Source organism: Streptomyces sp. MCA2, assembly GCF_023544705.1.
Lineage (GTDB): Bacteria > Actinomycetota > Actinomycetes > Streptomycetales > Streptomycetaceae > Streptomyces > Streptomyces decoyicus.
This window is the reverse complement of the sequence record NZ_JAMJFM010000001.1, coordinates 391181-403421: the sequence shown is the minus strand read 5'-3', so window position 1 is coordinate 403421 and position 12241 is coordinate 391181. Positions and strand designations below refer to the sequence as shown.

Here is a 12241-nt window from a genome sequence, read left to right as displayed (position 1 = left end):
GCGTGCGGTGTCGGTGCGTTCGCGTCGGGCGGGTCCTGTCCCCGGGGGCTCACTTCGCGCCCATGAGTTCGAGGATGTGGTTGACGGCCTGGACGATGGGGGTGCCGAGCGTGCCGACGGTCGCGGCGATGCCCGCGACGGCGAGCAGGGCGCGGTGCCACTCCGGCGGTGGGACGTCCGACTCGGCCCGGAGTGCCGGCAGCGCGACGTCGAGGGCGTCGGCGCTCGCCGGCGGGACCTGGGCGCGCAGCCCCTGGGCCAGGACGAGGAGCGCGCGGAGGGCCTCTTGGACGTCCGGGGGCAGCTCCTGGGCCGGAGTGACCCGCTTGTCGATGCCGACGTTGCCCGAGCCGCCGTGCAGGGTGACGTGGTCGCCGCCGCCGAAGTAGTAGTGCTGGTCTCCGCCGCTCATCAGCCCGCCATCCCTACGTTGCCGGTGCCGCCGTACATGTTGACGTTGTCTCCGAAGTAATAGTGCTTGGGGCTGATCGTGAGGGTGTCCACCCGCACCTCGAACTCCGCCTTCGGGTTCTCGATCGCGTCGGCGATCTGCTGGGCGAGCCGCCGCAGATGGCCCCGGTCGGGGCTGGTCACCACGGCAGTGGAGGGGCCGGACGTCTCGACGGCCAGGACGTAGTGCGACGGCGCGCCGAGTACCTTCAGCATCTCCACGAGGCAGTAGACCAGGGCCGCGAGCGCGACGATCACGACGAGAGCGGTGAGGCCGGTGGAGCCGCCGCTGCTGGACGAGTCGATCAGGCCGGCGAGCAGGCCGAGGAGTGTCGTCACCGCCCCGATGATCAGCAGCCGCTTCGCAAAGAGGAGGACGGCGTCCTTGCGCCGGGGGTGGATGGTGAGCGTGTGCACCCGGGCGATGTTCTGGAGCGGGTAATAGGCGTCACCGACCCAGAGCAGCCGTCTGCTGACCCGCAGGCTGACCTCGACGACCGGCTGTGCCGAGGCTGCCGGTGGCACATCGGGATAGGGGTCGGCCGTGGGCGGTGGGGCGGCCGGTGGCGGTGGGGCCGCCGGTGGCGGGATGGCCGGTGGCGGGACGGCCTGCGGTGACGAGTCCTCGGGTGTGGGTAAGTCGTCGGCAGGCGATTTCCACGCCTGTCCCGACGGGTCTGCTGACGTCATGCGAAGTCCCCCTTGGTCAACCTTGCCGAGTGAAGACCGTCCACCTCGTCGCGTCTCACTGACGCACGCGCTTCACTCAGGAAAAGTGTTACCACAGCAGGGCGTTGATAGTCCGTGACATGGCGTCACGCGATCGTCCTCGGCCTCGCCCTCAGCCATGTCGCATCCATGCCCGCCGGCACGGTCAACTCCGGTCACAAGGGGCGTGACGGGGCACCGTCGGACGATCGGACGATTCGCGACAGGCAGCGTTTCAGGCCTGCTCACGACGGTGATCCCGGCGGCGGCGAGCACGCTGCGGTGCGCAGCCGCACCGCATTAGCCGTCCATTAGCAGAACGCCAACTCGATCATGGAAGCTGATGATCGTTCAGGAGCAGGGCGAGAAAGACCAGAGAACAGAGCAAGGGGAGATCCGATGAGCACCGCCACCACCAGCCGATTCCGCGGCCGCGCCGGCCGCCGCATCGCCACCGCCATCGTCGCCGCGGCGGCGTTGGGCCTGGGGGCCACGGCCTGCGGGGAGGGCTCCGGGGCGGCGGGCGCCGCGGGTTCCTCGGGGTCCTCGGCCGCGTCCGACTCGCAGGCCTCGGCCTCGGCCCAGTCCACGAGCGGCTCCTCCTCGGAAAACTCCGGCTCGCAGGGCCAGGACGGCGGCACGTCCGCCAAGGCGTCGTCCGCCGCCAGGACCGGCGGCAAGGCCGCCCCCGGCGGGGGCGGCGTCGCCCACGCGGGCAACCACCGCACGATCGTCGGCACGCTGGAGTACCTCGCGCCCGGCAAGCTGATCGTCAAGCCCCAGGGCGGCGGCACGGACCAGGCGTTCTTCGTCGCCAAGGCCACGACGGTCCTCGGCGCGGCCGCGATCTGCTCCGACGACGAAGGCAGTGTGTCCCTCGGCGGTGACGGCTACGGCACCTCGAAGTGCACCGTGGAGCAGTTGGAGAAGGCGGCGAAGAGCGGCAGCGTGACCGTCCGCGTCACCATGAACCCCAAGTCCGGCGCCGGCGAGACCGTCGAGGAGAAGTACCACCCGTAAGTCCCTCCGCGCCACGCGCCCCGCGCCCGCGCCAGGCCCCCGGTACCCCGCACCCCGCGCGCCCGGGGGCCTCTCCCCGGCCTGGCGTCGCGAGCGGCCGTGACCCAACTGGTCAGTTGCTGCCGGTGAGTTCACCGCTGAGCGTCCTGTGGATGCGGGCGCTGGGCTCGTTCAGGCCGACGATCTCGACGGACTTGCCGCGCTGCTTGTACTTGTTCTCGACGGCGTCGAGGGCGGCTACCGACGAGGCGTCCCAGACGTGAGCCGCGGTCAGGTCGATGACGACCCGGTCCGGGTCGGCGGCGTAATGGAACTGCGTGACCAGGTCGTTGGAAGAGGCGAAGAAGAGTTCGCCGGTCACGGAGTAGACGACCTGGGTGCCGTCGGGGTCGAGGACCGCAGTGACCTGGGCGAGGTGCGCGACGCGGCGGGCGAAGATGACCATGGCGGTGAGCGAGCCGACGACCACGCCGATGGAGAGGTTGCCGGTGGCGACGACGACGGCGACGGTGATCACCATGACGGTGGTCTCGCCGATCGGCAGCCGCTTGAGGGTGGCGGGCTTGATCGAGTGCCAGTCGAAGGTGCCGACCGAGACCAGGACCATCACGGCGACCAGTGCGGCCATGGGGATCCTGGAGACGATCGGGCCGAGGACGATGCACAGGATGAGCAGGAAGAACCCGGCGAGGAAGGTGGACAGCCGGGTGCGGGCCCCGTTCTTGACGTTGATCATCGTCTGGCCGATCATCGCGCAGCCGCCCATACCGCCGAAGAAGCCGGTGACGATGTTGGCGATGCCCTGACCGATGGACTCGCGGGTCTTGTTGGAGCGGGTGTCGGTCATCTCGTCGACCAGCTTGGCGGTCATCAGCGACTCCATCAGTCCGACCAGGGCCATCGCCAGCGCATAGGGGGCGATGACGGTCAGGGTGTGGAGGCTGAACGGGACATCCGGCAGGCCGGGCACGGGCAGGGAGGAGGGCAGCTTGCCCTTGTCGCCGACGGTGGGGACGGCGATGCCTGCCGCGACGGTGATGACCGTGAGGATGACGATGGAGACCAGTGGCGCGGGCACGGCCTTGGTGAGCCGGGGGAAGAACACCATGAGCGCCAGGCCCGCGGCGGTCAACGGGTACACCGGCCACGGCACATCGAGCAGGTTGGGGATCTGGGCCGAGAACAGCAGGATGCCCAGGGCGTTGACGAAGCCGACCATCACCGAACGCGGCACGAACCTCATCAGTTTGGCCACCCCCAGAGCTCCGAGAGCGATCTGGAACACCCCCGCCAGGATGACGGTCGCGATCAGGTACCCCAGGCCGTGCTCGCGGGCGACGGGGGCGACGACCAGCGCCACGGCACCGGTGGAGGCCGAGATCATCGCGGGTCGGCCGCCGACGAAGGCGATCACCATGGCCATGGTGCAGGCCGCGAACAACCCCACCTCGGGGGCGACCCCGGCGATGACGGAGAAGGAGATCGCCTCGGGGATCAGCGCCAGGCCGACGACCAGGCCGGCGAGTACCTCGGTGCGGAAGACCTTCGGGGACAGCCACGGGGGACGGGAGCCGCGCAGCCGCGCGACGGGTGACGGTACGGAAGAAGACAAGAGAGGAAAACCCCGTCGTGCTCGGGCACACCCGGCGTCCTCAAGGGCGTGCGGAAGGCGTGAAGGGCCGAGGCGGCCGCCCACGGGGCCCGCGGTCGGCGGACCGGAAGTCGGTGCAGCTGCTGCCGGTGAAGCAGAGCGGTGCTGGTTCAGGGGCGAAGGATCACGGCGGGCAGGCGGCGGCGCCGGGCATCATGGGCATGCGCACGCTCTCCTGCCGGCTGTCGGACTCCGCCGGGGGCGCCATCGGCCCCGACACGGCGCGGGCGCGCCACACTGTCGCGCCACCGGGTGCTGAGCAGCTCGGACAGCCCCCTCGGCCCTTACTCTACCCTAACGTTAGGGTAGAGATCGGGGCTGCTCACCTGTGGCCTCGGCGACGGACGGGAAGGCGCCCGGTGAACGGCGAGCACATGCAGATCGGCGAGGTCGCCACGCGCACCGAACTGTCACTGCGCACCATCCGTCACTACGAGGAGACGGGGCTGGTGATCCCCTCCGCCCGCTCCCAGGGCGGATTCCGTCTCTACACGGAGGCCGACGTCGCCCGCCTCATGGTCATCCGCCGCATGAAGCCCCTGGGCTTCGCCCTCGACGAGATGCGCGATCTGCTGGATGCCACCGACCGCCTCGACGCCGCCGAGGACCTGCCCGCCGACGAGCGGGAGGCGCTGCTGGAGCGGGTGCGCGGCTTTGCGAAGGCGGCGCAACAGCGGGTGGCGGACCTGCACACCCAGCTCGCACGGGCGGAAGAATTCGCCGGCACGCTGCGCGAGCGCCTCGGCGGCGCTCGCGCCCGGTAGGCCGGCTCCGGTCAACTAACCGTCCTGGCTGTCCTAACTGTCCGACGGCACCCCTGCTCCCGGGAGAGGCGTCCGCAGGCGCCGGGGAAACCCGCCCACGAGTTCCCGCCGTCCGCCGTGCTGTTCGTCCGCGTCCACCGTGCAGGGCCGGCATGGCAGTCGTTGTTAGTGAGGCGTTACCGGTGCGCTAGCGATCTCCGTGAGAGTCATGTGTGTCCAAGGGCGTTGGGTGAGGGCCGCCGAGGCCGTCAGCTTTCCGCCCCGCCTGTTGAACGGGGGAGCATGACATGCAGAACATGACGATGGATCACGTGCGCATCACCAAGGTTGACAGTCCCCCGGCGCGGCGGTGGGGCTGCGGGGCAGCACGAACGGCTGTGTTCCCCTTTTCGGACTTAACCATCGCGTAGTTCGCTGCGGAGTCCGGGCGCCCGGGGCCTTTCCCATGGCTTCGGAGAATGAATCGCCCGCCACCCTCCGTTGAGCATTCTCCTTCTCGCGGTCGCAGCGGAACCTCGGTATCCGCCTCCCCGCCTCTCTGGGCTTCCTGATTCTCCGGACGCCCCACATGCCAGAACTTCGAACGAATGCGATGGGTACCGTGATGCGTAAATTCAGCCGTCGGGGCATATTTGGACTCGGGGTAGGAGCAGCTGCCGCGCTCTCCGTCGCCGGCTGCTCAGGCTCCGGGTCGTCGGCCTCCGGCAAGGTCGGGACCAAGGGAAAGACGGCGAAAAGCAAGCCGATCGGGGACGGTTCGACCGCCTACACCGGAAAGCAGCCGAACCAGCCGCCCGCACCGGAGAAGCTGAAGCCGGGTCAGAAGCCGCCGCAGTTCGTCGTCTTCTCCTGGGACGGCGCGGGCGAGGTGGGCAACGGCCTCTTCCCGCGGTTCCGCAAAATCGCCCGCGACCACAACGCCTCGATGACCTTCTTCCTTTCCGGGCTGTATCTGCTGCCCGAGTCGAAGAAGCGCCTGTACCGGCCGCCGAACAATCCCGTCGGCGCGTCCGCCATCGGCTATCTCACCGATGACCACATCAAGGAGACGCTGAAGAACCTGCGCGCGGCCTGGCTGGAGGGCCACGAGATAGGCACCCACTTCAACGGCCACTTCTGCGACGGCACCGGCACGGTCGAGCACTGGACCCCCGCCCAGTGGGACTCCGAGATCGAGCAGGCCATGGACTTCGTGACCAAGTGGCGTACGAACACCGGCTTCACCGACCTCGAACCGCTTCCCTTCGACTACAGCAAGGAACTCGTCGGCGGCCGTACGCCGTGCCTGAAGGGCCAGCAGAACCTGCTGCCGACGGCCAGGAAGCGCGGCTGGCGCTACGACGCCAGCTCCCCCGGCGGTCTCCAGGTCTGGCCCACCAAGAAGCAGGGCCTCTGGGACTTCCCGCTCCAGTCGATACCGTTCCCCGGCCACTCCGAGACCCTCTCGATGGACTTCAACCTGATGTTCAATCAGTCGAAGAACTCCACCAAGGGCCCGCCGGCCAACTACCCGGGCTGGCGCAAGCAGGCCACCGACGCCTACATCGCCGGGTTCCAGCGGGCGTACGAGACGAACCGGGCCCCCTTCTTCGTCGGCAACCACTTCGAGCAGTGGAACGGCGGTATCTACATGGATGCCGTCGAGGAGGCGATCAAGCACATCGCCGACGAGAAGCACAAGGACGTCCGGATGGTCTCCTTCCGGCAGTTGTGCGACTGGCTCGACGTCCAGGACCCGCAGGTCCTCGCCAATCTGCGCGGACTCGGGGTGGGGCAGCAGTTCACCGGGCGGGGCTGACGGCACCGGGAGTCGGGGCACGGGAGCCGGGAGACGGGAGCCGGGAGGGGGCTCAACCTCCGGGGCCCACCCCGACCCGGCCGCCCACTCGTGGCTCGCTGACGACGGCCGGTGGAGGGCGCTTGGCGGGCGGAGTGGTGTCGGAATTCTGGCCGGCTCCGGCTTGCGGCATTTGGCGTTCAGTGCGGCCCGGGAGGGAATCCGTGCGACCCCGTATGGAATCCGTGTGGAGCCCGTGTGGAATTCGGACATCGGCGTTCTCGATGAAGATCAAAGCGTGTGGGCGAACCCCGAAACCGATATGGAATCGAAGGTTTGAAAGTGGTTTTGGGTACTCGCGCGAGGCAAGTAAGGGGGCATGAACAGCCCCCAGGAACCCATGCCCCTGAACGACCCCTACCGCCCCTATGACCCCCCTCAGGACACCCGCAGGCGCAGCCGGGACGGCGCCGGAGCGGACCGGACGGCCTTGGTCATCCACACGATCGCGGACATCGCCGCGGGCTTTCTGGGCCTGTGGATCCTGCTGTACCTGCTCGACGCGAACCAGGGGAATGTCTTCGTCGGCTTTGTGCACGGCACGGCCGACTGGCTCGCCGGCTGGTCCCAGGACATCTTCACCATGGACCTCGAAGGCATGCGGGTTTTCCTCAATTATGGCTTGGCCGCCGTGATTTACCTTCTGCTCGGTCATGGGATCGCTGCGTGGATACGTCGCCTCTGACCGAATTCCGAGTGAGCGCTGTCGTCAGCACACCCGGCCCCTCATCCCGGGATTCGTCGTCACATGTCCGGAGCGGTGAAAGGCAACGGCAAGGAATCTGCACCGAAGCGTCACACCATCTTCGTTTTGGGAGCGGCGGGTACCGTTAGCGTTACTGCCCGCTCGATCCCGCGTGCGAACTCATTTCAGGTCGCCGGCGTCCTTGGCGGCGCAGTCAGCACAGAAAGATCGAAGATGGACTACTGCTCGTCGTGCCGCCGGAGTCTCAACGGGGCACTCGTGTGCCCGGGATGCGGGGATTACGCCCCGGACATAGCCCCGCCCACCCACCGCCACCACCGCGCGCCGACCGCTGCCGCGACGTGGGAGGCATGGCGTGCGGAGGAAGCCGCCGGCCTCGGCCCCCATGAGGGCGCTCCGCATCCGGGCACCCAGCCGTTCGATGCCGCGCCGTTCAGCAGCGGTGCGTCCGAGAAGGACCCCTTCGGCGGCAAGGACCTCTTCGGCAACGAGGCACCCGCCGCGCAGGACGTGTCGGCGGACGCCGGTGGGGCCGATGGCTCCGGAGGCGCCGCGGCTACCGGGCAGGGCCGGGCGGCTCGGCGTCGGCAGCTGGCACGGTGGAAGAAGCACCGGCGCCGGGCCGTGGCCGCGACGGCCTTTGCCCTGGTCGGCGGTGGCCTGACCGCCTCGCTGCTCCAGAACAAGCCGTCCCCAGGCCATGCGCAGGCGGCCTCGTCGCCGGAGCCGGGGAGCGTGGGCTCGCCCCGGACGGAGTCCGCCGCCTCGGCGTCGGAGCAGCCGGACACCACGGCCTCGCAGCACCCGGATACGCACCCGCACAACGCGGCCGCCCGGCAGCAGCACACCACCCCCGCCGCACCGCCCTCTGCCGCCACACCCCGGCAGGCGCACTCCGCCGCCCCGGCACACCCCGCAGCCTCCCCGAGCGCGGCACCGCACACCGCCACGCCCGCCTCGACCAAGAAGGCACCGGTCGACCACACCGGTGTCGCGGCACCCTCGGCGTCGACCGCCCCCGGTTCCGCCCGAGGCTCCGACCCAGGTACCTCGCCGGCGCGTCCCGCACCGAGCACCTCGACCGCGCCGACCACCCCGTCGGCCGATCCCACCGAAGATCCCACCTCTCCGGCGCATGTGTGCCTGCTGGGACTCGTCTGCGTCAACTGAGGCTCCGGCGGGCGCGGGAGCACCGGCGGGCGCGGGAGCACCGGCCGCTGTTCCGCTATTCCGCCGACCGGATGGCGCGTACCGGGCGTACGCGCAGCACCAGCACGCCGGGGACCAGTACCCCCAGCACTCCCAAACCGGCACATCCTGCCGCCACCTGGGCCAGTGTTCCCCAGGGCAGTGGGGCGGGCGCTGTCAGATACGGCGCGATCCGGACCGACAGCCCGGCGAGGAAGGCCGTGATCACCAGCCCCGCCATCAGCAGTCCGCTCAGCACCACGACGACCGACTCCCACCCCAGCATGCGCAGCAGTTGAGCCTTGGTGCCGCCGGCCAGCCGCAGGGCCGCGAACTCCTTGCGGCGCTGCCGGGTGGCCAGGAGGAGGGTGTTGAGAATACCCAGGGCCGTGTAGACGAGCAGCGGGGTCATGAGGATGCGCATGCCCACCGCGTTGTTGTGCTGCTGAAGTGCCGTCTGGGTGGTGTCCACGGCCTGCGAGACGGCATTGCCGCACAGCAGCATGGTGCTGAGCCCCGCCGCCAACAGCACCGGTCCGGCCATCGCGGCCACCCGCCGTCCCGCCGCCGCGCTGTTCGCCGCCGCCAGGCGTCCCGTACAGCGGGACAACAGCCGCCCCGGCAGCGCGCTGAGGAGCGCCACCGGGCGCACCACGAGCGGGAGCAGCAGCCACGCCGCGATCAGCAGGGTCAGGCACAGCGCCATCGCTCCGTTGACCGCCTCGTGCGCACCGCTCTTGCGGCCGTAGCGGTCCCATGCGGCCCAGGCCAGGGCCAGGGTGGCCAGTGCCGCGAGCACGCGCCCGACAGGCAGCGTGCGACGCTCCACCGCCGCGTCGCGCACGGCCTCGATCGGGGACGTCCGCAGCGGTCCGCGCACCGCGGCCAGTGCGGCCGGTACGGCGATCACCACCGTGGACAGGACGCCGACGGCGAAGCCGAGGGGCGAGAAGGCGGCTTGCGGCCCGGCCGGCAGGACGCCGTTGCCGATGAGCCACCGCAGGGCAGGGCCGAGCGCCACGCTGCCGACCGCGCCGCCCGCCGTCCCGCCCAGCAGGGCCACCACCGCGGCCTCACCCACGATGTGGGCCCTGATCTGCGACGCGGTCGCCCCGACGACCCGCAGCGTGCCGATTTCCACCCGCCGCTGCTGCGGCACGAGGACCAGGGTGTTGGCGACGAGCAGCATGGCGGCAAAGCCGGACGTCCCGCCGACCAGGCCGAGCAGGGACTGAGCGGCCCGCTCGGCGCCGTGGCCCGGGTCGGCGCGATGGACGCTGTCGAGGACGGATGCCAGCAGGGTCAGCAGGCCCGCGCTCATGAACGAGACGAGAAGGACGCCCGCGTACTGCCACAGGCGGGTGCGGACGGAGGCAAGGACGAGAGCGAGCACGGCGGTTCACGCTCCCGGAGCAGCGAGGCGGGCCGCGATCGTGTCGGCCGTCGTGTCGGGCCCGGCCAGCCGCTCCCTCAGCCGCCCGTCGGCGAGGAGGAGCACCTCGTCGGCCCACGCCGCCGCCTGGGGGTCGTGGGTCACCATGACGACGGTGGCGCCCAGGTCGTCGACGGCACCGCGCAGCAGCGCGAGCACCTCGCGCCCGGCGGCCCGGTCCAGGGCGCCCGTCGGCTCGTCGGCGAAGACCACCTCGGGCCGGGTGATCAGCGCACGGGCCAGGGCGAGGCGCTGCTGCTGACCGCCCGAGAGCTCGACGGGCCGGTGCCGGCGGCGGTCGTGCAGACCCACGCGCGTCAGCAGGTCGCCCAGCCATTGCGCATCGGGACGGCGGCCGGCCAGGCGCAGCGGGAGCTCCACGTTGGCGGTGACGTTCAGCGCGGGAACGAGATGGAAGTCCTGGAAGACGAAGCCGACATGGTCCCGTCGCAGCAGCGTCAGCTGCCGGTCGGAGAGCTTGCTCAGATCACGGCCCCCGAGCTCGACGGAGCCCGCGGTGGGGCGCTCCAGCCCGGCCGCGCAGTGCATCAGCGTCGACTTGCCCGAGCCGGAAGGGCCCATGACAGCGGTGAAGGTGCCGGCGGGGAAGCCGTGGTCCACGTCCTGAAGCGCGGTGACCGCGCCCGCCCCCTTGCCGTGCACCTTGCCTAAGGAGCGTAAGTGGACGGCCAGGCGTTCGCCGATGACGGGCCGGTGGTGGTCGGTGGTGGGTGGCGATGTCGTCTTCATGTCCCCATCCAATCCCTGGCGTAGGGGGATTTCAGGGGAATGTGGCGATGGACCGCGATGTCGGGCCCGGCGGGCGGGACGCGGCGGGTGCCGGAGCCGTTCCTCGGCATCATCTCCCGTTACCGGCGGGCGTGTTGGTCTGCCGCCCGCCGTGCGCGTCGCCGGCCGGTGGGGAGGTTCTCCGACGGCGCCGGGATGGCGGGGGCGCTGTGCGGGGCAGCGGGATGGTCCGAAGCGGCCGGTCGGATGCGGGACTTGAGGATCTGGGCGCCGAGGGCGAGGGGGACGCCCAGGAGGAGGACGTAGAAGACGGCGATCTTGCGGAGGTCGTCGAGGAAGAACCAGACGGATGTCAGGGCGGTGAACCAGAACGCCACGAGGGCGAATCCGCCCGTGCCTTCGTCCTTGTATCCGGCGGCCAGGCACAGTGCGGCGACGATGCCCAGGACCAGGGCGATGATGACGTAGTGGGTCTCCCAGCCGACGCTTCCGCGGGCGAGCTCGGACCAGGTGGCCACCGCCTCCGCCACCGGGCCCCAGGCCACCGCGCAGGCGAGCCGTGCCGACCACAGCAGGAACACCGCACCGGCGACGGCGGCGAGCAGCGCGACCCGGTTGAACTGGCCGACCTCGATCATGTCGGTCCGGGATATCACCAGGGAGAGGAAGCAGCCGAGGAGGGCGACCGCGCCTTCGGCCGTCGGCCGGAAGACCACCCGGGCCGGTCTCCGGCGGGCGGGCCGTGTCGCCTCCGGCCCGCTCCCGGAGGGCGCGGGGGAGGCGACGGCGGCCGGGGCGGGTTCCCTGACGGCCGGGTCGAGCACGGCCCGGTCGAGTGCCGCCGGGTCGAGTGTGGTGGGGGTGCGGACGGGCGGAGCCGGGGTGAGGGGCCGGGAGGCTTCGCCGAGCGCCTGGTGCATCGTGGACGCACTCGCGAAGCGGCCCTCCCGGTCCTTGTGCAGCGCCCTGGCGATCAGCGCGTCCATGGCGGGCGGCAGCTCCGGGCGGAGCCGGGAGGGAGGCACCGGTTCCGCGGCCAGATGCTGGTGCATGACGGAGAACGGGGAGTCGCCGGTGTACGGGGGGCGGCCCGTCAGCAGCTCGTAGAGCAGACAGCCCACGGCGTACAGGTCCGTACGGTGATCGGTCCCGCCGCCGTTGATCTGCTCCGGGGCCAGATAGGCGGGGGTGCCGACGGCCACGCCCGTGCCGGTCAGCCGGGTGGCCACCTCGCTCAGCGCCTTGGCGATGCCGAAGTCGACGACCTTGACCCGGCCCGTACCGGTGAGCATCACATTCGCGGGTTTGATGTCCCGGTGCACGATGGCGTGCCGGTGGCTGTGCTCCAGGGCCTCCAGCACCTGGCCCGTGAGGTCGACCGCCTGGGCCACCGGCAGCACGCCGTCCTTGAGGACGTGGCTGAGGGTTCTGCCTTCCACGTACTCCATGACCAGATAGGGCTCGGCGACGCCGCCACCGGCGTCCTCCCCCACGTCATGCACGGTGGCCACACCCGGGTGGTTGAGGGCGGCGGCGGCGTGCGCCTCGCGCTGGAACCGGGTGAGGAACTCGGGCTCCAGCGCCAGCTCGGCGGAGAGGGTCTTCACGGCGACGGTACGGCGCAACCGGTGGTCCACGGCCCGGTAGACCTTTCCCATCCCGCCGTGCCCGAGCTGCTCCACCAGCTCGTACCGCTGCCCCAACATCCTGTGCTCCACCGGGTTCCTCCAGGGAC

Annotated in this window: 11 protein-coding genes; 5 read left to right on the top strand and 6 right to left on the bottom strand. The window is 70.6% G+C overall.

Features of this window, described 5'->3' with window-relative positions; all coding sequences use genetic code 11:
* Positions 1-49: 49 nt before the first annotated feature.
* Together M8I34_RS01865 and M8I34_RS01860 are read right to left on the bottom strand one after the other, a co-directional pair.
* Positions 50-412: a hypothetical protein gene (locus M8I34_RS01865; RefSeq protein WP_250047524.1), complete on the bottom strand. Its 363-nt coding sequence runs from the start codon at positions 410-412 to the stop codon at positions 50-52.
* On the bottom strand, positions 412-1140 hold the full coding sequence (locus M8I34_RS01860; RefSeq protein WP_250047523.1) for a DUF6232 family protein: 729 nt from the start codon (positions 1138-1140) through the stop codon (positions 412-414). Before M8I34_RS01860 ends, M8I34_RS01865 begins: the two co-directional genes overlap by 1 nt.
* Before the next feature lie 417 nt (positions 1141-1557).
* Between M8I34_RS01860 and M8I34_RS01855 the strand changes: the two genes are divergently transcribed.
* Positions 1558-2178, top strand: coding sequence for a hypothetical protein (locus M8I34_RS01855; RefSeq protein ID WP_250047522.1), 621 nt, complete (start codon positions 1558-1560; stop codon positions 2176-2178).
* A 112-nt stretch (positions 2179-2290) separates the two neighbouring features.
* Here M8I34_RS01855 and M8I34_RS01850 read toward each other — a convergent pair whose 3' ends face one another.
* Positions 2291-3790 carry a SulP family inorganic anion transporter gene (locus M8I34_RS01850; protein ID WP_250047521.1) on the bottom strand — a complete coding sequence of 500 codons (1500 nt, stop codon included), beginning with the start codon at positions 3788-3790 and terminating at the stop codon, positions 2291-2293.
* A 398-nt stretch (positions 3791-4188) separates the two neighbouring features.
* Between M8I34_RS01850 and M8I34_RS01845 the strand changes: the two genes are divergently transcribed.
* The 4 genes from M8I34_RS01845 (at position 4189) to M8I34_RS01830 (ending at position 8306) form a co-directional block, all read left to right on the top strand.
* Entirely contained in the window at positions 4189-4593 is a 405-nt protein-coding gene (locus tag M8I34_RS01845) for a MerR family transcriptional regulator (protein ID WP_250047520.1), read from the top strand.
* Positions 4594-5197: 604 nt separating this feature from the next.
* Entirely contained in the window at positions 5198-6391 is a 1194-nt protein-coding gene (locus tag M8I34_RS01840; RefSeq protein WP_250047545.1) for a hypothetical protein, read from the top strand.
* A gap of 379 nt (positions 6392-6770) precedes the next feature.
* Positions 6771-7115, top strand: coding sequence for a hypothetical protein (locus M8I34_RS01835; RefSeq protein ID WP_250047544.1), 345 nt, complete (start codon positions 6771-6773; stop codon positions 7113-7115).
* Positions 7116-7349: 234 nt separating this feature from the next.
* The gene (locus M8I34_RS01830; protein WP_250047519.1) at positions 7350-8306 is read left to right on the top strand and encodes a hypothetical protein; all 957 of its coding nucleotides are present in this window, start codon (positions 7350-7352) and stop codon (positions 8304-8306) included.
* Between the two features lie 55 nt (positions 8307-8361).
* Here M8I34_RS01830 and M8I34_RS01825 read toward each other — a convergent pair whose 3' ends face one another.
* From M8I34_RS01825 to M8I34_RS01815, 3 genes are all read right to left on the bottom strand, one after another.
* On the bottom strand, positions 8362-9717 hold the full coding sequence (locus M8I34_RS01825) for an ABC transporter permease (protein WP_250047518.1): 1356 nt from the start codon (positions 9715-9717) through the stop codon (positions 8362-8364).
* 6 nt (positions 9718-9723) lie between these two features.
* Positions 9724-10506, bottom strand: a complete 783-nt coding sequence (locus tag M8I34_RS01820; RefSeq protein WP_250047517.1) for an ABC transporter ATP-binding protein — start codon at positions 10504-10506, stop codon at positions 9724-9726.
* Between the two features lie 119 nt (positions 10507-10625).
* Positions 10626-12212, bottom strand: coding sequence for a protein kinase (locus M8I34_RS01815; RefSeq protein WP_250047516.1), 1587 nt, complete (start codon positions 12210-12212; stop codon positions 10626-10628).
* Between the last annotated feature and the right edge of the window lie 29 nt (positions 12213-12241).